This window comes from Sphingobacterium bovistauri (genome assembly GCF_020295405.1).
GTDB lineage: Bacteria > Bacteroidota > Bacteroidia > Sphingobacteriales > Sphingobacteriaceae > Sphingobacterium > Sphingobacterium bovistauri.
Map to the genome: position 1 here is coordinate 22,393 of NZ_JADEYP010000003.1, position 26,116 is coordinate 48,508.

General features: G+C 35.6%; 16 protein-coding genes. 11 read left to right on the forward strand and 5 right to left on the reverse strand.

All coding sequences use genetic code 11. The annotated features are described in order from the left end of the window. The first annotated feature begins 61 nt into the window (after positions 1 to 61). From IPZ78_RS02325 to IPZ78_RS02335, 3 genes are read left to right on the forward strand one after another with little or no spacing between them, the layout of a single operon-like run. Positions 62 to 2,584 (forward strand): DUF5686 family protein, encoded by a 2,523-nt coding sequence (locus tag IPZ78_RS02325; protein WP_225551321.1) that lies wholly within the window; start codon positions 62 to 64, stop codon positions 2,582 to 2,584. Between the two features lie 3 nt (positions 2,585 to 2,587). Next, positions 2,588 to 3,367, forward strand: coding sequence for an enoyl-CoA hydratase/isomerase family protein (locus IPZ78_RS02330; RefSeq protein WP_317197565.1), 780 nt, complete (start codon positions 2,588 to 2,590; stop codon positions 3,365 to 3,367). A 31-nt stretch (positions 3,368 to 3,398) separates the two neighbouring features. Next, positions 3,399 to 4,448, forward strand: a complete 1,050-nt coding sequence (locus IPZ78_RS02335) for an AI-2E family transporter (RefSeq protein ID WP_225551322.1) — start codon at positions 3,399 to 3,401, stop codon at positions 4,446 to 4,448. Position 4,449: 1 nt separating this feature from the next. Here IPZ78_RS02335 and IPZ78_RS02340 read toward each other — a convergent pair whose 3' ends face one another. Continuing rightward, entirely contained in the window at positions 4,450 to 5,088 is a 639-nt protein-coding gene (locus IPZ78_RS02340; RefSeq protein ID WP_225551323.1) for a 4'-phosphopantetheinyl transferase family protein, read from the reverse strand. A gap of 123 nt (positions 5,089 to 5,211) precedes the next feature. Between IPZ78_RS02340 and dcd the strand changes: the two genes are divergently transcribed. Then, on the forward strand, positions 5,212 to 5,748 hold the full coding sequence (gene dcd / locus IPZ78_RS02345) for a dCTP deaminase (protein WP_225551478.1): 537 nt from the start codon (positions 5,212 to 5,214) through the stop codon (positions 5,746 to 5,748). A gap of 70 nt (positions 5,749 to 5,818) precedes the next feature. On the opposite strand, the gene IPZ78_RS02350 is transcribed toward dcd, so the two are convergent. From IPZ78_RS02350 to uvrA, 3 genes are read right to left on the reverse strand one after another with little or no spacing between them, the layout of a single operon-like run. Then, the gene (locus IPZ78_RS02350; protein WP_225551324.1) at positions 5,819 to 6,262 is read right to left on the reverse strand and encodes an RrF2 family transcriptional regulator; all 444 of its coding nucleotides are present in this window, start codon (positions 6,260 to 6,262) and stop codon (positions 5,819 to 5,821) included. A 40-nt stretch (positions 6,263 to 6,302) separates the two neighbouring features. After that, positions 6,303 to 7,943: an alkaline phosphatase PafA gene (gene pafA / locus IPZ78_RS02355; RefSeq protein WP_225551325.1), complete on the reverse strand. Its 1,641-nt coding sequence runs from the start codon at positions 7,941 to 7,943 to the stop codon at positions 6,303 to 6,305. A 33-nt stretch (positions 7,944 to 7,976) separates the two neighbouring features. Then, positions 7,977 to 10,772 (reverse strand): excinuclease ABC subunit UvrA, encoded by a 2,796-nt coding sequence (gene uvrA, locus IPZ78_RS02360; protein WP_225551326.1) that lies wholly within the window; start codon positions 10,770 to 10,772, stop codon positions 7,977 to 7,979. Between the two features lie 209 nt (positions 10,773 to 10,981). On the opposite strand from uvrA, the gene IPZ78_RS02365 reads away from it, so the two are divergent. The 4 genes from IPZ78_RS02365 to IPZ78_RS02380 are packed head-to-tail and all read left to right on the forward strand — an operon-like array spanning position 10,982 to position 18,736. Continuing rightward, positions 10,982 to 13,702: a TonB-dependent receptor gene (locus tag IPZ78_RS02365; RefSeq protein ID WP_225551327.1), complete on the forward strand. Its 2,721-nt coding sequence runs from the start codon at positions 10,982 to 10,984 to the stop codon at positions 13,700 to 13,702. Positions 13,703 to 13,710: 8 nt separating this feature from the next. Continuing rightward, positions 13,711 to 14,922, forward strand: a complete 1,212-nt coding sequence (locus IPZ78_RS02370; RefSeq protein WP_225551328.1) for a DUF4876 domain-containing protein — start codon at positions 13,711 to 13,713, stop codon at positions 14,920 to 14,922. Positions 14,923 to 14,924: 2 nt separating this feature from the next. Continuing rightward, the gene (locus tag IPZ78_RS02375; RefSeq protein ID WP_225551329.1) at positions 14,925 to 16,481 is read left to right on the forward strand and encodes a DUF6850 family outer membrane beta-barrel protein; all 1,557 of its coding nucleotides are present in this window, start codon (positions 14,925 to 14,927) and stop codon (positions 16,479 to 16,481) included. Between the two features lie 35 nt (positions 16,482 to 16,516). Beyond that, on the forward strand, positions 16,517 to 18,736 hold the full coding sequence (locus IPZ78_RS02380; protein ID WP_225551330.1) for a hypothetical protein: 2,220 nt from the start codon (positions 16,517 to 16,519) through the stop codon (positions 18,734 to 18,736). Positions 18,737 to 18,893: 157 nt separating this feature from the next. Here IPZ78_RS02380 and IPZ78_RS02385 read toward each other — a convergent pair whose 3' ends face one another. Further along, positions 18,894 to 19,481, reverse strand: a complete 588-nt coding sequence (locus tag IPZ78_RS02385) for an RNA polymerase sigma factor (protein ID WP_225551331.1) — start codon at positions 19,479 to 19,481, stop codon at positions 18,894 to 18,896. A 210-nt stretch (positions 19,482 to 19,691) separates the two neighbouring features. Between IPZ78_RS02385 and IPZ78_RS02390 the strand changes: the two genes are divergently transcribed. The 3 genes from IPZ78_RS02390 to IPZ78_RS02400 all read left to right on the forward strand — a co-directional run bounded on the left by IPZ78_RS02390 (position 19,692) and on the right by IPZ78_RS02400 (position 26,114). Beyond that, a complete protein-coding gene (locus tag IPZ78_RS02390) occupies positions 19,692 to 20,894 on the forward strand; it encodes a FecR family protein (RefSeq protein ID WP_225551332.1) in 1,203 nt (400 codons plus the stop codon). A gap of 145 nt (positions 20,895 to 21,039) precedes the next feature. Further along, complete coding sequence (locus tag IPZ78_RS02395) at positions 21,040 to 24,588, forward strand: SusC/RagA family TonB-linked outer membrane protein (protein ID WP_225551333.1); 3,549 nt, start codon at positions 21,040 to 21,042, stop codon at positions 24,586 to 24,588. A gap of 17 nt (positions 24,589 to 24,605) precedes the next feature. Beyond that, positions 24,606 to 26,114: a RagB/SusD family nutrient uptake outer membrane protein gene (locus IPZ78_RS02400; RefSeq protein ID WP_225551334.1), complete on the forward strand. Its 1,509-nt coding sequence runs from the start codon at positions 24,606 to 24,608 to the stop codon at positions 26,112 to 26,114. The last annotated feature ends 2 nt before the right edge of the window (positions 26,115 to 26,116 follow it).

Sequence of the window (26,116 nt, forward strand, 5' to 3'; positions counted from 1 at the left end):
TTAGTATAATAATTTTGAACTTTATATACAAATTGTATCTTTATGATAGACCTCAATACGAATGAAAAGAGCGGATTACTATCTGATACGATTTATTTATGCTACGATCTTGATGCTTATTTCAGTTTTGACTGTAGAAGGACAGGTACGTATCAAAGGAAGGATAGTAAATGCATCGACCAAGGAGCCTATATCTACTGCTACAATTAAATCTGAAGAGCATAATACCGGTGCATCAGCAACGAAAACGGGTGCATTTGAGTTGATATTAGATAAACCTATCAGTTCAATCTTAGTTACGGCACTTGGTTTTGTAGACAAAAGAGTAGAGATAGATACTTTTATAAGTTATCTTCAAATCGAATTAGACCCCAAAAATTTTGCGATAGAGGCTGTAGAAGTAAATCGAAAGCGTAAGTATAATAACCATAATCCTGCCGTAGAACTTATTGATTTAGTTATAAAAAATAGATCTCTAAATAAGTTGGAGAAAAAGGACAGTTTATATTTTGAATCCTACGAGAAGATTAAATTCGGATTAATGGATCCTAAGAATATTTTTGGGCGTCAAAGCAAGGATTTAAAATTTTTTTACTCTAATGTGGATACATCGATTGTGTCAGAAAAGGAGGCGCTAAGTGTTTTCATGCAAGAGACACTTTCCGATAATTATGTGCAACAAAGTCCAGCACGAACAAAAAAAATTGTCAAGGCAGAAGAAAAGACAGAATTCGATCCTCGATATGTCAATAATCCCAATATTGAATCTTTTATGGGCTTTATGTTTCAGCCTATAGATATTTATGAAGAGAGTATATATTTTCTCAATAAACAATTTTTAAGTCCAATAGCGAGTAATGCCAAACTGTATTATAAGTATTATATTAAAGATACATTACGTACGGAGAGGGACATATATGTTCGTATAGAGTTCGAGCCGAGAAACCCAGTTGATTTATTATTTAAAGGTGAATTGGCCATTTCCATGGATGGACAGTATGCTGTCAAATCAGCACAGATGAGATTGGATGAAAAGGTTAACGTAAGTTTTGTAAATGATTTACAGCTACAACTTTCATATTTTAAAGATGTGTCTGGTGTGATGTTGCAAGATACATCAGCGATCACGGTTACGTTTGGTCGTGGCACGAAGGACGCATTATTTGGCCATCGTATGAATGTGAATCAAAAGTATGATTTGAGGCATATTGCTGCCGATGGTATATTTATGGGATCACCTGTTGAAAAGAGATTGAGTGCAAGAAAAACTTTACAAGAACTTCGACCAATACAATTATCTTCATCAGAACAGAGCACCTATACTAATATCGATAGTCTAAACAATTTGACTTCTTTTCGTACAATGATGGCGATGGGTTATTTGTTGTCGCAGGGTTATTATTCTCTAGGTAAGTTTGAGTTGGGGCCTCTAGAGTATCTTTATCATCAAAATAATATTGAAGGCAACCGTATTCGTATAGGTGGCCGTAGTACTGCAGCGTTCTCAGAAAAAGTTTATTTGGAAGGCTATTTGGCTTATGGTATTAAGGATCAGGATTTAAAATATAATTTGCGAACGGCAGTTTCATTAAATGGCAAGTCCATCGTTGCCTTTCCAGCACATTATTTAGAGGCATCTGTACAGCATGATATATTTGAGCCAGGAAAAGGAATAGGTTTTTTGAAAGGTGATAGCTTTTTTAGAGGTTTTAGGTCCAACCGTCCTGCAAAATTTTTAAATACCGACGCCTATAGAATAGGTCACATGATAGAATTTGGAAATCATGTTAGCTTGTCTTCTAAAGTAACCTTGCAAAGACGTAATCCTGTTGGAGATTTAAGATTTGCTCTTTCGGCTGATTCTACACAGTTTCTGAATACGATCAATACTAGCGATTTGCAATTTGTGTTGCGGTGGGCACCTAATGAGAAATTTTATTATCGCAATTTGAATCGTACTACCATCGTCGAAAAATATCCTGTATTTAATATTCAATATAACAAAGGTTTGAATGGTTTTTTGGGAGGAGATTATAACTATGATGCATTACGATTTTCGGCCTCAAAGCGTTTCTTTTTAAATCAGTTGGGGTTTGGAAATATGACTATATCTGCGGGAAAGATATGGGGAACGCTTCCTTATCCATTGTTAGAAATGCCGAATATTCAAGAGAATAAGGATCGTCATACTATTTCTTATGAACGAGTTAATTCCATGGAGTTTGTGGCAGATCAATATTTGAAATTAGCATATGACCATAGGTTGAACGGATTTCTGCTGAATAAAATTCCATTAATTAAGAAGTTGAAACTACGAGAAGTGTTCGGAGCTCGCATGTTTTGGGGGGATTTATCTCAAAAAAATAATCCATACATGAGCAATGATGTGGTATATTTTGATAAGGATACAGAGGGAAAGATCCTAACAAATGTCATGGGAAAAGATCCATATTGGGAAGGTTATGTCGGGTTGGATAATATATTTCGTGTTTTGCGCGTTCAATATTATGTGCGTATGACATATAATGAAATTAAAGAACCCATAAGGGATAGATTTAGATTATCCTTGCATTTTAGTTTTTAGTGTATGATGACATATGAAAATATACTTGTAGAGAAACAAGGCAAAACTGCAATTGTTACCATTAATCGTGAAGACAAATTGAATGCATTAAATGCATTGACTTTAAGAGAATTGTCTGCTGCGTTAGATGTGATATCTGAGGATACATCGCTACGAGGATTAATCATCACAGGCAAGGGTGAAAAGGCATTTGTCGCAGGAGCAGATATTAAAGAATTCGTAGGAAAATCTGTTGATGAAGCAATGGAATTGTCTCGATTTGGGCATGAAATGGTCATGAATAAGATTCATAACTTTAAGAAGCCAATTGTTGCGTTGCTGAATGGCTTTGCTTTGGGGGGAGGGCTGGAATTGGCATTATCCTGTCATTTACGTGTCGCGGTTGCAACGGCAAAAGTAGGGCTTCCAGAAGTTTCGTTGGGAATTATTCCAGGTTATGGTGGAACACAACGATTGACACAACTTGTTGGGCGCGGAAAGGCGTTGGAGATGATTATGACGGGAGATGTGATTGACGCGCATGAAGCATTACAATGGGGACTGGTAAATCATGTTGTACAAAGCCATGAAGAATTATTACCTAAAGCAAATTTGATTTTAGAGAAAATATATTCAAGATCTTCATCAGCTATTGCGGCAGCTATTGATGCTGTAAATGTAGGTATCATAGATTCGGGAAAAGGTTTTGAAAAGGAAATAGAATTATTTGGTAAAAGCTTTGGATCGGATGATATGCTAGAGGGGGTTACTGCATTTTTAGAAAAACGAAAACCAAACTTTTAAAATATTGTTGTTATTCATATAATCTCATTTTATGAATAATAATGCAGTCTTTTCACAGAAGGAAAGAAATATCATAATACTCCTAATCGTTTTGGTACTAGGGGCGATTTTATTATACGCCATGAGAGGTATTTATGGTGCTTTTTTAGGCACCTTTGTTATGTATGCCCTATTTCGTAACCTTAATATTTTTCTAATTGAAAAATGGCGTTGGCCAAAATCCCTTTCTGCGATTGTTATCATTATTATTTCTGTCTTTATTATTGTATTACCTTTTGTCGGTATAGGTACTATGCTCGTTAATAAGGCGATGGAGTTGCAGAACAATCCAGAATGGATAAATAAGCTTATTGATGCAGTGAATAAATTTGCGGGGGAGAAATTGGGGAAACCAGATCTTATTAAGGAACAATTGGAGTCTAGTGCGGCCTATTTAGGGGAATTATTAACTCTCGTTTTGGGTGGTGCAGCTAATGTTTTTTTGGAAGTTTCGGTCATGTATTTTATTCTCTATTTTCTTTTTATCAATTACAAGGGTTTTGAAAACAGCTTTATTCATTATATGCCTTTTGATGAAGAAAATGCAACTGTTTTTGGTGAAGAATTAAAAAACATTACCTACTCAAATATAATAGGACAGACTTTTATAGCGATTGTGCAAGGGGCTTGTTTGGCGTTAGGATTTTGGATATTTGGTGCAAACGATGCTTTCTTTTGGGGAGTTATCTGTGCCATTTTATCGTTTATCCCTTTGTTAGGTCCTCCATTGATATTTGTACCTGCGGCAGTAATTTTATTATCACAAGGTATGACTTGGCAGGGGCTAGGTTTGCTAATTTGGGGTTTTGGCTTGGTAATCAATATTGACAATGTCTTACGTCTAGTTATTGCTAAGCGGGTTGGTGATATTCACCCAATAATAACGGTAGTTGGTGTAGTGATAGGAATTCCTTTGTTTGGGTTAATGGGATTGGTATATGGTCCGTTGTTGTTGTCGTATTTTCTAATTGCGGTAAAAATATATAAAGCGAATAAGCGACTTTCCTTAAAAAAGCAAATGTTAGAAGAAAGGGTAGAGTAAATTATTCTACAGCGAACCCAAGCATATAGTTTTGAAATTGCTCATAATAAACTTCGTAAGTCGAGGTTATTCCATCTTTAGCTAGGTCTAACAGCATGACACCTTGTGGTTTAAAATTAAAGGGTTTGATGGTCATATCAACTAAGAAAGATACGCCTTTGTTGCCTTGGAGCTTGTAAACGGCTTCTTTGGCGCACCAGCAAGCGTATAATTGCAGTACCTCATGTTCAGGCTGTATGAATGAGAGCTCTTCTGGTTTTAAGAACTTTTCTTTTATACGTACGACTTTTTCCATGATGATTTCCAAATCAATTCCGCATTCACCTTTTGTGCTTAGCATTACACCAGCATAATCAAAGGAATGCGTGAGAGATATTTTGTAGGGATAGTCTGGCAAATAAGGCTTCCCATTAGTGTCTGAAGGACAATGAATATATTCGTTCGTTTGTAATAAATATCTTAATAGTACACGAGTTGCTAACCAATGTAAAGTACGTTTCCCCTTGCTAAGTTGGTGCAATTTTTCTTGCTCTTCCTCATCCAGCTGCAATTTTGCAACTAATTCTTCGGCTGATTCTTCTATCTTCCAAATTGCGAACTTTGTTTGTTCATTTAATTCTCTAAGGTAAACTAAGGCCATGTTCAAATGTACAAAGAAAGAAAAGATAAAAAAACAGATATAGTAGCTTTTACTTGTTTGGGTTGGTGTAATACTGTATTTTTGAAACCTATTTGGTTTAGTGCCAATGTAATATTAATCCGTATGATTTTATCCGATAAAAGAATTCTAGAAGAAATAGAGAATGGAAGCATTGTCATCGAGCCATTTGACAGAAAATGTTTAGGTACGAACTCGTATGATGTACATTTAGGTAAATATTTAGCTACGTACAAGGACGATGTTTTGGATGCCAAAAAGCATAATGAGATTCAACATTTTGAAATACCGGCAGAAGGGTATGTATTAGAACCGGGAAAATTGTACTTGGGTGTAACTGTTGAGTATACTGAAACGCATAGTCACGTACCATTTTTAGAAGGCAAATCTAGTACTGGTCGTTTAGGGATTGATATTCACGCTACAGCAGGTAAAGGTGATGTTGGTTTTTGTAACACCTGGACATTAGAAATTTCTGTAGCGCAGCCAGTGCGTGTATACGCGGGTATGCCTATAGGTCAGTTGATTTATTTCGTAGTAGAAGGAGATATCGAAACATTCTACAATAGCAAAGGAAATGCGAAATATAACAACAAGACTATTCGTCCAGTAGAAAGTATGATGTGGAAGAATGCATTTTAATTGTTGCATTTTCTAGATAAAAATAAAGCCCTTGAAAATCAAGGGCTTTATTTTTATCTAGAAAAGTTTTTTAATTATCAAGGCTAAAACCCAATTCTTTTTCCTTGTTTATTAAGGATGCGATACTTGTGTCGTTTAGAATTTGTAGCATGGCATTACGAACATCAACAAATGTATCGCGTATACCGCAGGCATGTTCCTCTGTGCATTCGTCACAAGAACGATAAAAGTTTAAACTAACACATGGTAGCAAGGCAATAGGGCCGTCGATCAAACGCATTACTTGTGAAAGAAAAATGTCTTCAGGTGCTTTATTCAAGCTATAGCCGCCTCCAGCACCTTTTTTAGAATATAGAATGCCCGCATTACGCATTTCTAACAAAATCTGCTCAAGAAACTTTTTCGGGATACCTTCTTCCTCTGCAATTTTAACAATTTGCATTGGTTCTTTTCCATAGTTTCTTCCCAAAACCATTAAGGCTTTAATGGCGTATTTTGTCTTTTTAGAAATCATAAGATCGTGATTTAACCATCAAAAATACGAAATTTATTGTTTATTGACCTAAGACTTCAACAATTGGTTTTCCAATCGAGGCGTTTGGTTCCATGACATGAAGTAGAGATGCTAGAGTTGGCGCTATATCAGTGCTATAGACTTCTTTGTTGCTAGTTCCGGGCTTGATACCCCAACCCATGAAAATCAACGGAATATGTGAGTCATATGAAGACCATACTCCATGTGTGGTACCCGTGCTGCGAGGTGTGCCAGAATACCATTGTGGTTCGGCAATTATTTGAATAACACCACTATTTTTGCGGTTGTATCCGTTGATGATTTTTTCGCGAAGTGGTGCTGGAATAAACATGTTTTCTGCATTTTCCATATCAACTACATACGCTATACCATCTTGTTTTTTCAAATTCTTAATGATAACTTTTTTAATAGCTTCTGCATCTAACTGCAGAGAATCAATCACCTTATTATTCAGATGGACTTGGTAATTCATCAAGCTATTTACTAGGCCTTTTTGACCGAATATTTTTGATAATTCGGCATCTATATCTTTTTGTATTTGTCGTAAGAATAAATAGCCTCCGTTTCCTTTTTGATCGGTATAGAATAATGGGTTGTAAGAGGCAGCATGATCAGATGTCAAAAAGAAAGTGTAATTCCCTTGCCCCACAGTTTTATCCAAATATTGCAGAAAATCGGCAATATCTCTATCCAGCCTAAGGTAGGTGTCTTCGATTTCTACAGCTGATAAAGAGTATCGGTGTCCTACATAATCCGTGGCAGATAAGCTTACACATAGAAAATCGGTGTGTTTTGTAGGGTTGTTACCTAGAGTTTCACTTTCTATAGCTGATTTTGCAAAATCTAATGTAAATGTATTGCCTTGAGGTGTTGTTTTGATCAATTCAAGACCTGCATCTTTCATTAATTCTGAAGTTTTACGTGGAAAAGTTGGAGATTTTTCTCCCGCCCATTTACCCTCGTATGTATTGTCATCATTGATGCTATTTGTGTAGGTGTCAATTGGATAGAGTGTATTCCAATCTTGCATTAAGTATTTTTCAGCCAGCTTTTGTTTATTAAATTTATTAACCCATTCTGGTAAGTTATTCATGTAAAAAGTACTGGTAATCCAATTTCCCGATTTAGACTCAAACCAGTAAGCGGCATCAGCAAAATGACCAGCAGGTAGTATGCCTCCTCTATCTTTAATAGAAATTCCAACAACTTTAGATTTAAAATTCGTTGCTAATTTTAATTGGTCAGTGATTGTTGATGCTAATAAGTTTCTCGGAGATTGTTTACCCTCAATGGCTTTAGATCCTACGCCTTCTACGTTAATATCCTCCGTACAATACATCTCTTGCCCCGTGGATTGAATAATCCAATCATTACCAGCTATACCATGAATTGAAGGTACCGATCCTGTGTATACTGTGCTGTGACCGATAGCGGTATAGGTAGGGATATATGGGATTATTGTGTTTTCGCAAGAAAAGCCTTCCTTTAGTAATCTTTTAAATCCATAATTACTATATCGGTCTGCAAAAGTATACAGGTAATCCCAACGCATTTGGTCGATCATTAGCCCAACCACGAGTTTTGGCCTTTCGACTTGCGCCTGCATAGTATTTGAAAGACTTAAAAGCGCTAAGATTAATGCTAAAAGCTTTTTTTTCATTTTGGATGGGTAAATTAAAATATTTTATATTAATTATTTAAGATGATTTTTCAAATATTGACCCGTATAGCTTTCTTCACATTTCACTAAATCTTCGGGTAAACCTGTAAATACAATATTACCTCCGCGTTGTCCACCCTCAGGACCGATATCGATAACCCAATCCGCTGACTTAATCATGTCCATATTGTGTTCGATAACTAGAATACTATTGCCTAAAGCTATTAAATCATTAAATGATCGCAATAGTTTTTGTATATCATGAAAGTGAAGTCCTGTAGTAGGCTCATCGAATATGAATAATGTTTTTTTGCTGTTATTTCCTTTAATTAAGAATGAAGCTAATTTTATACGTTGAGCTTCACCGCCAGATAGAGTACTTGATGATTGCCCCATTTTGACATATCCTAAACCTACATCTTTCAAAGGCTTTAATTTTGCCATGATTTTAGGTTGATCCACAAAAAAATCTAAAGCTTCATCTACACTTAAATCTAAAATATCAGAAACAGATTTTTCTTTGTAAGTGACATCTAAAACATGCGTTTTAAAACGTTTGCCGGCACAGGCTTCACATGGTAACACAATATCGGCCATGAATTGCATCTCGATTTTTACTTCACCATCCCCCTGGCACACATCACAGCGTCCACCCTCTACATTGAATGAAAATGCTGCTGGTTTTAATCCGTTGGCTTTTGCAGCGGGCAAACCTGAATATAAAGAACGAATTTCATCCCAAGCTTTTACATAGGTCACTGGATTGGAACGTGAAGACCTGCCAATAGGATTTTGATCCACTAGTTCTATTTGTTCTATTTGGCTGAAATCTCCTTCGATCCCGTCAAATTGTCCCGTCTGTTCTCCAGAATAATTTCCTAAAGTTTTCTGGAGAGCTGGATATAAGACACGTTTGACGAGTGATGTTTTACCTGAACCAGATACGCCTGTCACAACGGTGAATACATTTAATGGAAAATCAACATTGATACCACGCAAATTGTTTTCACGCGCCCCTTTTATTGTGATTTTGTCTGTCCATTTTCTTCGTGATTTTGGTACTTCAATTTGTAACTGTCCACTAAGGTATTGACCAGTCAACGATTTTTTGTCTTTGACGATTTGATCGTAAATACCAGCAAATACCATTTCACCACCATTGATACCTGCTTCTGGACCAATGTCGATGAGGTAATCAGCAGCCTCCATCATTTCTTGCTCATGCTCTACTACAATTACTGTATTACCAATATCACGAAGAGATTTTAATACCCCTATAAGTCTATTCGTGTCTTTTGGGTGTAGTCCAATACTCGGTTCATCTAATACATAAATCGAACCTACTAAAGAACTTCCTAAAGATGTAGCTAAGTTAATGCGTTGAGATTCACCTCCCGAGAGAGTATTGCTTAGGCGATTTAATGTCAAATAGCTTAAGCCTACATCACATAGGAATTGAATACGATTTGTAATTTCAGTCAAAAGACGTTTTGCAATGATTTGTTCACTGGTATTTAAGTCTAGATCTTTGAAAAATTCTAATAGTTGGTCTATTGGTAAAAGCACTAAATCTAAAATTGATTTTTGTGCAATTTTCACATACCCAGCATCACTGCGAAGACGTGTCCCTTTACATTCAGGACAATCTGTCTTTCCTCGGTAACGGGAGAGCATGACACGATATTGTATTTTATAGGTCTGTTCCTCTAGTTCAGTGAAGAAGTCATTCAAACCTTTAAAATATTTATTTCCTGTCCATAGTAATTCTTGCTGAGCAGGTGTTAAATCTGCATAAGCACGGTGAATAGGAAAGTCAAATTTGATTGCAGTACGTACTAGAGTTTCTAACCAAATCCCCATTTTCTCACCTCTCCATGGCGCTATAGCACCATCATAAACAGATTTGCTTTTGTCGGGGACTACCAAATCTGGGTCAATTCCAATGATCTTACCATAGCCCTCGCATCGTTTGCATGCGCCATAAGGATTATTGAAACTAAAAAAGTTTGGTGAAGGTTCTTCGAATAGAATTCCATCTAATTCAAATTTTTCTGAAAAATGATATACTTCTCCATTGATATCAATATAACATTCTCCTTTGCCTTCAAAATATGCTGTCTGAATAGAGTCCGCTAATCTTGAAGTCGTTTCGTCATCACCATCCAATCGTACCCTATCGATGACAATTCGTATGTCGCTGTTTTTGAAGTCTTTGTTTGAAACTGCTTTATCCTCAAGAATGCTTTCGATTTTCTGAATGCTATTTTCAAAAAGAATCCTAACAAAACCTTTATGCAGAAGAAGGGATAATTCTTCTTTTAATTTTCTATTATTCCCTAATAATGGGCTATATATTGTAATAGTCGAATCTGTTTCATGTGAAATGATTTTGTCAACAATATTTGAAATAGAGTCTTTGGTTACAATATTTCCAGAAATTGGAGAATATGTTTTACCGACACGCGCAAAAAGCAATTTCAAATAATCATATATTTCTGTAGAGGTACCTACTGTAGAGCGCGGATTAGAAGTAATCACTTTCTGCTCTATAGCAATTGCAGGCGCAATTCCTTTGATGTAATCTACTTCTGGCTTATTCATGCGCCCCATAAATTGTCGTGCATATGACGATAGGCTTTCTACATATCGACGCTGGCCTTCGGCATATAATGTGTCAAAGGCTAAAGAAGACTTTCCTGAGCCAGACATGCCAGTAATCACGACTAACTTATTTTTAGGTATTTCGACATCAATATTTTTCAGATTATTGACGCGAGCACCCTTAATTTGGATATATGATTTGGGATTAAAATCCTTATTTTTTTGCATAACCCACAAAGTTAATCATTTCTAGGTAGTTGATGAGTTTTGTTTGTGATACTTATTGAGGTGTATTTCTAAATTTAGTGTAATTTTTTTGCGTGTACATGGCAATGTCGGATTCTAAGTGTCTTAAATGAATAATTATGCTGGATTTGTTCAAAAACTTATTTAGTTTTATTCTAAATAGCGTATATTTGCCTCAATTCAAGCTGCATATGAAAAAAGTGTTTCTATCAATTACTCTCTTGGGTAATTTATTAATTACAAGTAAATCACTAGCAAATTCGAATGCTACAAATATTATTCAAAATCAATCTTTTGTAGAGATAAAGGGGAAAGTGCTATCTGGGCAAAAAGCTTTAGTTGGAGCAACAGTTTCAATTGTTGAGTTGCAATTGGTAAGTGCGACGAATAATAAGGGTGAGTTCCAATTTAAAAATATTCCTAAGGGTGAATATACGCTGAGCATACAGTATACTGGTATGAAATCGACACAAGTTAAAGCTGTAATAGGTGAGACAATTATTGTTGATTTAAAGGAGAATTCTATTGCCATTGAGGGGGTACAAGTCGTAGGAGAGCGCTCTAATGTAAAGGGAGCAACATCTACCTTTATATCTCGACAAGCAATCGAACACTTACAAGCCACGAGTATAGCTGAGGTTTTGCAATTGTTGCCTGGACAGACCATAGCTAACCCATCTTTTTCGGGGGTAAATTCACCAAGCATTCGTCAAGTATCCGACAGTAGAAGCGGTAATGTAGCTGCATTGGGTACTTCTGTTTTGGTGAACGGTGCTCAATTATCGAATAATGCGGATATGCAGGCTGTAAATACAGCTACTGGAGGTATCTCGTCAAGTTTTTCTAATGCGACAGGTAAAGGAACAGATTTAAGACAATTGACTGCAGATAATGTTGAGTCTATAGAAATCATCCGTGGTATTCCATCTGTAGAATATGGTGATTTAACATCAGGTGTTATTGATGTGAAAACGAAAGCTGCGGTTCAACCTTTGCAAGCCAAATTTAGATTAAATCCAACATTGAAACAAGCTTGGGTAGGACAAGGATTTGGGGTAGGAAAAGATGCAGGCGCTTTATTTGTTGATTTTGATTATACGCATGCTGCGAATAGACAGATCCAATCAAGTGAATCCTACCAACGTTTTAATACTTCGATTCAATACACGAATACTATTGGTCACAATAAGAATTTATATACAAATACTACCTTGGCGTTTGGTGGCTATTATGATGATAGCAAGATTGACCCAGATTTAGCCGTGAATCAAGTCATTAACCAATCAGAGAATTATGATTTGCGTTTTTCAACAAATGGTCGTTGGAACTTAGATAAAAAGTTTGCCCGTAATATTAATTATGTTTTATCTGCACAATTAGGTTTTCAAAATGGTTTTCAGCAACAGCAAACGCTAGGTGAACTATCTGCTGTATCAACCAGTTTAACTGATATTACGCAAGAAGTAGGTTATTTGCCGTCTAGCTACTTGCAGAAGCTATATTTAAAAGGAAAGCCACTTAATTTGCAAGCACGTCTTTCTGATAACTTTTATTTCTCGACAGGATCTGTTAAACATGCATTCGTGGTAGGAGGAACTTATACATTAGATAAAAACTTTGGTGAGGGTAAATATTTTACAGACGGACTGCCTCCGAAAGTAAATGGGGGACTAGGGTTTAGACCTCGTAAATTCTCTGATATACCGGCGATGCAGCAGGTCGCTTTTTACGTAGAAGATAAATTGTCTACAGATATATTTGGAAGACCATTAGATGTTGTTGCTGGATTACGCTATGATGTGGTACAACCTTTCCGTTCTGATAAGAAGAACGCATTATCACCTCGTATTAATGCTTCTTATGAGCTATTTACTGATCTCAAGATTCGAGGTGGTTATGGGTTGAGTGCAAAAGCGCCTTCCTTAATATATATGTATCCTGATCCGGTTTATGTGGACGTATTTAGTTTAAATCATTATAAACAAGATCCGAGAGAGCAATTGGCGATGATGACAACGCGTGTTTTCTCTGCCGAAAATCCTAGTTTGGAGATGGTGAAATCTAAAAAATCTGAGCTTGGTTTAGATTATAAGAAGTTCTCATTGACATTCTATCAAGAAAAAGTGGATAATGGATTGGATATGTACCAATATTATAATTTCACAACTATTCCTATGTATTCTGTTTCATCACAAAATGCAGGGGAAAAGCCTGTGTTAAGCTCAACAGTCAAGGATTCATTATTTGTGGTAGATTATAATGTTCCGCGCAATAATGTAAGTGTGGTCAATAAAGGGGTAGAATTCGATTTTGATTTTGGCAGAGTTCAGCCTTTGCGTACTTCTTTTACATTCAATGGAGCATATAATTACTCAAAAAGTGTTGAAAATAATCCATTTGTATATGCACGTCGTTTACCCAACCAACCTTACAATAAACTTGGTGTATTTGAGGGGCGTGGTGCCGAAAGTTCACGTTTCGTGACTACTGTACGTGCAATTCATCAGATCCCAGAGATTCGTTTGTTAGTGACATTAACGGCTCAAACTATTTGGGTAGATCAACATGAATATATCAATTACACTAGTAAACCTTATGGGTTGATTGATATTGCTCCTAGTGCTGCTGGCAAGGTAACAATGTTGTCAGATCAAGAAATAGCAGATATACCAGCATCATCAGGTTTGTACTTACCTGTAGCCGATGCTTATTATTTAACAGAATCGTGGAAGCCACTATGGTTATTCAATACTAAAGTAACCAAGGAGTTTGGGAAAAATTATGGCTTCTCATTTTATGTCAATAACATTACCAACAATCGTCCATATGTAGAAAATACACGTTATCCAAATCAATATGTGAAACGTAATATTCCTATTTTCTTTGGAAGTGAATTGTCTATCAAGTTCTAGAATGTATTATGAAAAATATAAAAAAAATCAGTCTTTATTGTCTTACAATAATTACAATTTTCACAAGTTGTAGAAAAGATTTTGAAGAGATAAATTCGGTTCAGCTTCAATTGCAATTGGAATTTCCAGATACGTTTGTGGATGGTAAAGTACCATCAGGTATTGATGTTACTTTACGAAATAATATTACTGGAGATCAAACAAATCTTACTTCTGATGAAAGAGGACAAGTTGTCGCAAACGTGATTCCGGGAACCTATACAGTTACGGCTTCAAAGGCTTATGAACCAACTGTTGCTTTTGAGATAGCTGGATATGATCAAGAGATATTTGTAAATGGTAGTCTGTCTCCGCTAGTGGTAGATGGTTCTAAATCTGCAATTCTTAAATTGAATAGTAGTAGAGCTGGCGGATTGGTGATTCGAGAGTTTTATTACAGCGCAGTTACGGGATATATTTATGACGGTTTTACAGAAATCTATAATAATTCAAACGAAGCTATTCGCGTAGACAGTTTATTTATTGGAGCAACACGTTCGGCAGCTTCTAATAATACGGCAGCTTCGTCTCCATATAATTTTTTGACAGTTCATCCGAATGAAGTGTATTTAAATCAGGTGTTTATGATCCCATCAAATGGTGCTGCTAAATATCTTCAGCCTGGAGAATCTTTGGTTGTTGCATTGGATGCTTTTAACCACAAGTCAGATCCTAATGGTAATAAGAATTCACCTGTGGATCTTGGGGATGCGGATTATGAGGTGTATTGGAGATTCCCTTCCAATCAACCAGATATAGATTTTCCTGACGTACCTAATATGCTTCATGTTCATGCGGGTAGTACAGCCGGCTTTGACTGGAATATTGGTATAAATGGAGCTGGAATGGTGATTTTCAAGGTTGATGATACTTCTAAATTACCAGTTATATTTGAGCCAGACGCAAGGACAGCTGGGACAACACAATATATGGGAGTGCCTGTTGAAAAGATTATAGATGGTGTAGATGCTACGGCCAATTCATCTATCTTTTTAAGTAACAAGCGACTGCCAGCTACAGTAGATGCCAGTATGGCATACACCGGAGCCACATTGAAGGGGTATTCTGTTCGTCGTAAAGTGAAATCAGTGGTAGAGGGAAGAACAATATTTATGGACACCAATAATTCTGCTGTGGATTTTGAAATGAATCCAGTGGCATCACCTCGAAAATGGAATTAATTATGCGTAATAAGTTATTATATAGTTTTGTTTTTTTATCAAGTGTAGGAGGTGCATATGCACAAAATTCTTCTACAGTTCTGGAGCAATATAAAATTCAAGAAGTGGGTTTGAGAAGTTCAAATGCGTCATTGTTAAATACCAATGATCCCATTGAAGCAGGAGACTCTAAGATATTTTTTAATCAAACAACTGGAAATTTCAAACATCCATTATTGGCTGGAAAAAGAAATTTTGGAGGTTTTGAAACAGAGCGATATCAAGATTTAAAAAATTGGAGATTGTACGGCAAGTTTGGGTTGAATTTTGGTGCAGAAAAGGAGGTGAACAATACAACGCAATTAAACCCACTACGTCTAAATCCTTTTATTATCGTTGACTCGTTGTCCGGAGATTGGAACAAACAAAATTATGCATTAGAAGCCAAAATTGCTTCTCCTATCGTAGCAAATGAGTTTATATTTGGTCTGGGCGTTAAGTATAATGTAGCTACAGGAGCAAGACAGCGTGATCCAAGACCGTTAAATACAAATAATAATTTAGTATTGACGCCTTCTGCAACTTATCTTATTAATGAAGTCAATGCTATAGGTATCAATGGGTTGTATCATAATTTTGTGGAAGATTTTTCGGTAGAAAATGTAAATTCGTACACCGTGCACAATATGTACAAGTTAATTGGACTAGGTGAATATATTGGCTCTGTCCCAAATTTTATTGGAAGTTCAGGTATCACTAGAAGATATGAAGGCAACAAATATGGAGGGGCATTGCAATATGTTTTCAAAGGTGAAAAATTAAGGTTTTTTGCCGAAGGATTTACCAACTATAACTCTGAAAGTGCTAGAGATGGTTCTAGTAATCCGCAAGAAGCCGGCAAGCATGAGTACTTGGAGTATGGTGCAAATGCAGAGGCTGTCTTGAAAAACGGAAATAATGCACATCGTTTTGACTTAGCGTGGTCTCAACAAAACATAGATAATACGGAATATCATCAATACCAAGACAATGATACACGTCAGTTTGTGACTCTATTCGCACAAGTATTTAATACGAATTTGGTTACAAATGCCAATTTGAATTATACTTTCTCTAAATCTAAAGAAGAGGTTTTGGATTGGAATTTAGGTGGATCTTTGGCTTATTCTGGATGGGATAATAAATATGCCGCAAATCAAAGCCAGCAAACTGTTGACAGATTGACTTATGGTCTGAATTTTAAAAAGTATTTTCATTTTAATAATGGTTCTGCATTTTTGGTAGAGTTGAATCCTTCCATCAGCCAAAGTATAGACGCTGAATTCGCTTACTCTGAAAAAAGCTATTCAACAAATTTTGTTGCTCATAATATATTGTACCCAACGAATTCATTCCTTAGCGCAGATTATTTCAATATAGCGGCATCGATACAGTATAATTTTAAACAATCTAAGAACAATACAAATCTTTACATTAGGCTATCGGAGAATTATACGAAACCAGGAAAGAGTGTAGAATATTTTAGTAAATCAATGCATCGTTTGGATTGGCAGTTGTCATTGGGTATTCTTACATTTTAGTAATTGGTTTTTATTTTAGAAATTTGGGTTTAGATATGAGAAACATAAAGGGAATTGTAGGGGCATTATTAGTCGTAGGAGGCTTTACTGCGCATGCTCAGGAAATTGAAAAGCCAACGATTAAATCAAAAACAAGCTTTGCTATAATCGTTGATAAGGCGACTTATTCATCAGCTAAAGATGAGATAAATGCGTACAAAAAGTCTGTAGAGAAAGATGGTCTAGGTACTTATGTAGTATATGACAATTGGACATCTCCTGAGAAGATTAAAGAAACTTTAAAAAAGCTTTATTCGGATAAAAAATCACCATTAGAGGGTGCGGTATTTGTTGGAAATATTCCAATTCCAATGGTTCGCGATGCACAATCTTTGACGTCAGCATTCAAAATGAATCAACGAATCCGTTGGGATAGATCATCTGTGCCTTCAGATCGCTATTATGATGATTTTGATTTAGAATTTGAATACCTAAAGCAGGATACAGCAAAAGGTCGTGAGTTGTATCATTATTACTCTTTGAAAGCTGAATCTCCTCAATTTATTGGAATGGATATATACACTGGACGTATTAAGCCTCCAGTAGTAAAAGGTGAGGATATGGTACAAAAGATCAAGGATTATTTGATTAAAGTTGTTGCTATACGTTCACAGGATCAAAAACTTGATGATATGGTTATGTCTCATGGACATGGTTATAATTCAAATGCTGTAAATTCAGTTTTAGGGGAATCAAGTTCTTTAAAATCACAATTTCCTAACTTATTCAAACCAGGAGGGTCAATTAAATTCTTAAGCTACCGTAATGCAGAGTTTATGAAATTTAACCTACTGACAGAATTAAAGCGTGAAGGTCTTGACTTTGCTTATATGACAGGCCACGGGACTACTACGTTGCAAATGATAAACGGATATCCGTATGCTACGGCTCCCCAACCTTCAATGGAAAATGTTGCTCGTTATTTACGCTCTAAGATGCGTTCAGCAAAGGAAGATGGACGTGATGTAGAGAAGGTAAAGGAAGGTTTTAAAACTTCTTTGGGTGTATCAGATAAATGGTTCGAAGATTCATTTGATGAAAAATCAATTCTGGAAGATTCTATTTATAATGCAAACTTGGATATACAGATGGAAGATCTGAAAGATGCAAATATTCAAGCCAAATTAGTATACTTGAACTCATGTTTGATGGGATCGTTTCACCTGGATAATTATATCGGAGGGTATTATCCATTTTCTAATAACCAAAATGTGGCGGCCATTGCTAGTTCAGTGGGTATCTTACAAGATATGTGGGCTTCTGAATTGTTAGGCTTATTGGGTAATGGGTTTCGAATCGGTAATTGGTTGAAGCATACGGCATACTTAGAAACACATGTCCTAGGTGATCCAACATATCATTTTGCATCGGCGAAATCGAAAGAATTAAATGAAGCAAGTTTCTTAAACAAATCAGTATCATACTGGAAAAATGTCTTGAAGGAAAATGATGCCGACTTACAATCTTTAGCAATGGTGAAATTAAGTCAACTGCTATCAGAGAAGGAAGTGTCACCAATCTTGAAAGATTACTATTTCAATTCTAGTTTTGAACCGACACGAATGATGTCATTCAAGTTATTGAGTCATTTTGAGAACAAAGATTATATCGAAGTACTTCATGCGGCTAAAAATGATTCTTATGAGTTTATTCGTCGTATGGCTACTTATGATTTGACCGATTTTGGTTCGGATGAATTTGTAAAGGATTTAATTAATTTATATGTTTCAGATCCACATTCAGAGCGTTTAATGTATCGCGCTAATTGGGCGTTGCAATTTTTGAATACGGAATTAGCTAAAAAAGAGATTGATAGCCAGATTCGCAATAACCCATCTGTAGTAGGAGGGAAAGAATTGGCAGAGAGGTTGACTAAACAAGTAGATTCTTATGCGAAGAAAGTTGATGGATTAGCTAAGGATTTAGTGAATAAAGATATGCCTGAGAAGGAAAGATTGAGTGAAATTACTTCGTTACGATTGTACAGACATCATTCGGTAATTCCTCAAGTGATTGAAGTGGTGACAGATAGCGAAAATTCGGATGCCATTAGAGTGGCTGCTTTAGAAGCTATGGGATGGTTTAAGTTGTCTTATCAACGTGACACTATTGTAAAAGCTTGTGAAGAAGTTATAAAATCTAATGCACCAATAGCAGTGAAAAATGAAGCACTGAAAACGAAAAACCGTATTATAGGTAATTCACACAAAATATAATGTAGTAAGGCTGAGTCGTGGCACAATGATTCAGATTATTCGATAATTCAACATCGATAAAAAGCAGTAGCAACATCAAAGTAGCTACTGCTTTTTATTTTATAAATATTTTTTGACGATAGAAAAGCTTAATTAGGTGCGATGTCAGTATTTTCAGCTATGATTCATTAAAGAATACGTATATAAGGATTAGGTATAGATTATTGTATTGCGTTAGGTATTCCTTTATTTGTTTGTTAGCTTTTACCATATGATCATTGATCGTAGATGTAGATATATTTAAAATAGATGAGATTTCAGCGTAACTTTTGTTCTCTTCTTTGCATAGTTTATATATTTCTTTACGTTTAGTAGAAAGAGAATCTACAGCTTTGTCCATTAATTCAGATGTTTCCTTGTGTATGATGGCTTCTTCAATGTGTTGATAGTACTCAGAATTTGCATGTTTTAAGTACTTTTCTGCTTTCTCGGATACAATCTTCCTTCTCATCAAATTGAAAACCATATGCTTCGCAGTTATAAGCAAATAGGTTTTGAATGACGTGTGAATCTCTATTGACTCTCGCTTATCCCAAAGCGAAATAAATATATCATGTAATAAGTCTTGTGCAGCTTCTTTGTCTTTAGTTAATTTAATAAGGTTGTTATATAGGATAGGGCTGTATACTGTATACAGTTGCTTAAAGGCCTGCTCATCACCGCTTTTAAGTAATAGGAATAATTTTTCTCCATCCTTTAGGTTCATTATTGATTTGTTTATTAATAATAAAAATAATATAAGCTAAATTAGTAATAATTCTCAAAGTATCTGATTTACAATTACTATTGTATGCGTGGTTTCCAATATTTTCTTGCTAAAAATTAGAGATAATACTACATGACTAATAATTTTTTAATAAAAATAAAAAGTAGAGCAGATATTTCAATTAACCAAAGTGTCTTAATATAAACGGGTATGCAAAATAGAAGTCACATAAAAGACCTTATTCAATCATTAAAGGATAATAATCTTTCTGAAAAGGATTTTGGGCTGCTTTATGCTTATTTCAAAGATGTGTCTAACAAGGATATCATTGAAGAGGAATTATGTGAAAGTCTATTTGAAGAATTTGATGGAATGATGCAAACTGATAATGAAAGTCAACACGAATTAGACGTCGTATTCAATCGAATTCAGAATACAAAAGCTAGGAACGAAACTACTTTGCAGCCTCTAAAGAGAAAAGATTTAGGGTTTTCATTTCTCTTGAAAATAGCTGCTTTGCTAGTTGCGGTGCTAGCTATTAGCTTAATATTTTACAATGTAATTAAGCCATCTAAAGAAACATATGTTGTTGAATCAAAGGATATATCTCCTGGTTCAAACATTGCTTATCTAAGTGTTGATGGTGAGAAAGACATTGTTTTGGATAATTCTGAAGATGGAATAATTACAAAATCAAATGGTATCTCGTATTTAAGTGGAGGAATGGTAACAGAACTTGGAGACGTCATGACTGATACTGAGCTGCACGTAAAACAATTGACTCTTCATGTGCCAAAAAGAGGTAAGTATAAAGTAGAGCTCCCCGATGGGACTAAAGTATGGTTAAATTCAGACTCTAAGTTAAAATATCCGTCGCACTTTAGTAGTAAGGGGAGACAAGTTCATTTAGAAGGTGAAGCATATTTTGAAGTGACCAAATCTGCTGAAGCGCCATTCGTTGTGGAGGCAAATGGACAGCGTATAAAAGTATTAGGTACCCGTTTCAATGTACAAGCTTATGCCGACGACGCTGAGGTTGTTACATCCTTGTTAGAGGGGAAAGTTGAGGTTAGTTCAATTGCTGAGTCTACTAAAATAATATTATCTCCTGGTGATCAGAGTGAATATAATCTACAAACAGGATTTATGAACAAGCGATCATTCGATCATAAGGATGGCATTGGTTGGGTGCAGGGTTATTTCGTTTTAAAGGGGCAGAAATTGGACAATGTAATGCGTCAAATCTCGAGATGGTATGCTGTCGACATTCAGTACAATAGTACGGCTTCAATGGAGTTGAAACTAGGTGGAGTGATATCCCACGATAATAGTTTGCAGAAAGTATTGGATGCAATAGAAGCGATTGGCCCAGTTAAATTTAAAATACAGGGGAATAAAGTGATTGTTTATTAAAAGAAAGAAAATGAATAAGAGTCCTTAAGAATTGAAGTTTTTATTAGCCTTTAGTCAATGACTATGGATGATAAATATACACTATAATCTAATCATTAAATATGTGGACATCCCATATGTCCAAGCCTAATTAAATTATTAATATATGAAGTATTATTATTTCTTATTATTTCTATTGGCAGGTTTTGTTGCTAATGCATATGCACAAAAGATGTCTTTGAATATGAAGAATGTATCGCTTGAGTCTGTGTTTGGAGAAATACAAAAGCAATCAAAGTATGATATAGTCTATGACCAATCTTTAATCTTGAGCAAAGGCAAGATTAATGTTGATTTCAAAAATGCCACTTTGCAGCAAGTACTAGATTTTTGCTTGAAAAACAACAATTTGGATTATGCTATCAACGATAATATAATTATTATCAAATCAAAGAATCTGAACATATCTACGCAAGCTAAATGGGTGCTAAATGGTAAAGTTTTAAATAAAAGTGGAGAGCCTATTGCTGGAGCTGTTGTAATGAATTCAACCACAAAAAGCTCTGCAGTAACAGATAATTCAGGAGCTTTCTCTTTAGCGAATGTTAATGATGGGGATAAAATTACCGTATCACATTTGAGTTTTATTCCTTATTCAGTCATAGCGAAAAAATCAAATAGCTATATAAACGTAACATTAGAAGAAGTAAATAACGAGATAGAGGATGTAATCATCTCTACAGGTTATCAATCTCTCTCTAAAAGAGAACTCGCGAGTGCCGTAACACAGATAAAAATGAAGGATGTCGAGTTAAATTCAAAATTTTCTGTGGACCAAATGTTAGCAGGTCAAGTACCAGGACTAATGTCCTTACAATCTTCTGGAGAGCCAGGTGCTACGCCTAAGATTCGTATACGCGGAACCTCCTCGATCTTTGGAGGAAGTGCTCCCCTTTGGGTTTTGGATGATATTATCTTGGAGGATCCAGTCAATGTTGACTTATCAAATATTAACTCTCCAGATGCAAAGTATTTAGTAGGTAATGCCATTGCTGGTATCAACGCTAGGGATATTGAGACTATTACAGTTTTGAAAGATGCTTCAGCGACAGCAATATATGGTGCACGTGCTGCTAATGGCGTAATCGTCATTACGACCAAAAGAGGTGCCGTAGGGAGACCACAAATTAATTACTCAGGTAGTTTAAGTATGAGTGAGCGGATCGGTTATTCGGATCTGAACTTAATGAATTCTGGTGAGCGTATAAAGCTGTCTCAAGAGATTATTCAAGATTATGATGTATTTAGTCGTTCTCCAAGTAACTATGGTTATGAAGGTGCTTATATCAAATACCTTAACAAGCAGTTGACCTATGATGAATTTCAAAATGAAGTCAATAGTATGGCAAAAGTAAATACCGATTGGTATGATATACTTTTTAGAAATCCAGTTACGAACAATCATTCTGTGAACTTAAGTGGTGGAGCTAATAAAACGACGTATTATGTCTCTTTAGGGGCATCAGATATGATGGGGACAGCTAGAGGAAGTAAGCAAGATCGCTTTTCGGGAATGGCAAAGCTAAATAGTTGGCTAACAGATAAGTTTTTTGTGGGTGTACAAATCAATGCGTCTAACGGTCATGGTGTAGGTTTCCATTCTTCAGTAAATCCTAATAAGTATGCTTATGAAACTACCAGGACTCTGCCTGTATACCACCCAAATGGTGACTATTTTTTCTATGAGACGCAACAAAAAAATCAGGAAATGGGTGGGTTTAGTGCTCCTAGAGAAGAATTGCTGTACAACATACTTAATGAGACAGAATTGACATCAGCTTCTAGTAAGAATACAAACCTGACAACTCAACTTCGTTTAGAATATAAGCTTTTCCCATTCCTAAAGTATAGATTTTTGGGAGGTTACGATTTAGGACTTAACAATGCTGTAAGTGGCGCTAAAGAAAAATCTAATTATGTTGCCACTATTCGTCAATATAACGCAAATACCTTGGTTCAGGGTTCTCCAGATTTTCAAAGATCACCTCTTCCATGGGGAGGTATATTGTCAAATAGTGATTCCCGAAAAGCATCTTATACAGTAAGAAACAGTTTAGAGTTTAATAAGCTATTTAACAATAAGCACTATGTAAGTGCGATGGCTGCTCAAGAGATTAGGAGTTTGAAATATACAGGACTTTCTGGTGTGTATTATGGTTGGCAGCCAGATCGTGGAAATACAATCTCACCTGCTATGACAACAGCATATGTGACAGCAGTTCAGTCACTAAGACCTGTTGTGACAGATAATATCAATAATACACTTTCGTGGTTAGGGACAGCTACGTATACCTATAACGATAAATTGACATTCAATGGGAATATTAGGGCTGATGGTACCAATAATTTCGGTCGTAATCCGAAATATAGATTTCTTCCTATTTGGTCTGTAGCGGGTAAGTATACATTTTCGAATGAAGAATTTTTAAGGGATTCAAAAATTATATCCGCATTGGCAATACGTGGTTCGTATGGTATACAAGGAAATATCGATAAATCAAGTTCTCCAGACTTAATAATAAAAGTGCAGCCAATTAATCCAATAACAGGAATGAACGAGTCGCAATTCCAATATCTTGCTAATGAAGATTTGCGTTGGGAGAAAACGAAATCATATAATATTGGATTAGATTTTTCCTTCTTTAGAAGGTCGGAGTCAACTTCTTTAGATTATATATCAGGTACATTGGACATTTATAAAAAACGCGGAACAGACATTATTTTAAATAAGCAGGTGTCTCAAGTAATGGGTGTTAATACAGTAAAAATTAATGGTGGAAAAATCGATAATTCAGGTGTTGAAGGTAATTTGCGAATTGTACCTTATCAATCCAAAGATTTTACAGCATCTGTTAATTTGATAGCCTCATATAATAAGAATGTGCTGGTAGAAGCAAATAAGGAACTTAATATAACAAACGCTGGAAAATTGGCTGGTACAGCACTAGTAGAAGGTGAACCAATAGGTGCATTATATTCTTATAGATTTGCGGGATTAAATCCTGAATCTGGATTTGCTATGTATTACAATAAGGATGGTGAAAAAAGATATAGTCTATATCAAGATGAGATTGGCTTAGTTTATTCAGGTGTAACAGATCCTAAATTTTCTGGTGGTTTTGATCTTTCTTTGCGCTATAAAAGAATATATGCATCATTAGGATTTCAGTATGCATTAGGTGGAGCTTCGAGACTTCCAAATTACTATAGAAAAAATTATTATCGAGTATTTGATCCTTTTGTTAATGTGTCTAGAGATGTGATGAATAGATGGAGAAAGCCAGGGGATGAATTGAATACAACCATTCCTGTAATGTATAATAGAGATAGATTTAATGAGGCTGAAAAAAAATTGGAGATTGACAGAGAAATATCTTTGCTAGATTTTCCTGAAGATAATTTGGAATTATACGATTATTCAGACTTAAGAACAGCTCCCACCAAAAATATTAGGATGAGAAGCTTAAATATAAACTACTTATTTTCTGAAAACTTCACCCGCAAGCTGAAAATGCAGACTTTCAGTATTAATTTCCAAGCAGAGAACTTATTTCTATTTGCAGATAAAAGGTGGGAGGGACGTGATCCTGAAAGTGGTGATTCGAATACAACAATTCCGAAAAATTACAGCTTAGGGATTAATATAGGTTTTTAATTATTTAGAAGAGAAATATGAAAAAGATATTTAGTTTATCATTGGTACTATTATTACTCATGTGTACCTCTTGTGGCAAATTTTTGGAAGAATCATCACAAGATCTTATACGTCCACAAAATGTAGAACACTACAAAGAGTTATTACGTGGCGAAGGGTATTACAAGACGATTCAACGTGAAGGATGGTTCTTTGATGTAATGACAGATAATATTCATTTAATGGATTTGAAATATCCTAGTACAACGACTAATTCAGTCGATCAGCGCGCGAGGAATCCATACCAATGGGCACAAAATCTGGAAATAACTACAGGAACTTTTAAAGATGGATTTTATCAATTTGTCTATAAAAATATACTGGCAGCAAATAGTTGCTTAGAGGGAGCAGAAGAAGCCACTGGCACGACTCAAGAGATTAGTTCTTTAAAAGGTCAAGCGTATTTTATACGTGCATACGGCTATTTTTTATTAGCTAATGCCTATGCGCAAGCTTACAATGAGTCAAACGATGAAGACCTGTCTGTTCCAATAAAATTGACCTCTACTCCAACACTTGAACAATTTGCTAGAGCTACTAGAAAGGAAGTGTGGAGTTTAATAGCCTCAGATATCGAAGATGCAATTTCTGAACTTTCAACGGCAAAAGACGCTAAGAATCTTTATGAAGTAAACTATAAAGCGGCTTTATTACTAGCTTCTAGAATATATTTATTCATGGAGGATTATGAAAAGGCAATAAAATATGGAGAAAAATTTATTGATTTACATCCAAATCTTCGTAATATCTCTAATTACACGAGCGTTCCGAACTTGTTAGGGGCTAGTCGTGGAGATAAGGTCTTTTTGTATGTTCCTGATAATCCAGAGGTAGTTTTTGCTTTTGGAACGACCTGGGATTATGCTTCTTGTGGTAGCCATTTATTTTATTCTTACCAATCTGTAGGTGCATCAAATTTGAATTATAGTGTATCAAAAGGTGTTAAGGGTGCACTTTATGACATGTATGACGTAAAGGATAAAAGAAGATCTACATGGTTTGGCGCTCCATTCCTAACCGCTGGTATGTATTTAGCGAGACCATACCATACTATTATGAAAATAAGTGATTTGGATGGGTGTAAATCAACGCATAATTTTCGTTCAGGGGAGGTATACCTTACTTTAGCAGAGGCGTATGCGCGCAAATCAAATCCTGACGTAGCAAAATCTATTCAATATTTGAATGTCTTACGTCAGAATAGAATTAACCAATATGTTAATTTGGCACCTTCTGATTTTTCAAATGATCAAAAGCTTATTGAATTCATTTGGGATGAGCGACGTCGAGAACTTTGCTTTGAAGAATTTCATAGGTGGTGGGATTTAAGAAGAATAGGTCAGCCTCGCTTGGAGCATGAATATTTTGATGATGTATATGTTTTGGCAGAAAAAGATCCTGCATATATTTTGAATTTTCCGAAATCAGAGGTAGAATATAGTCCAAAATTGGTTCAGAATCAAAGGCCCGTTCGAAATCCTGAATAATC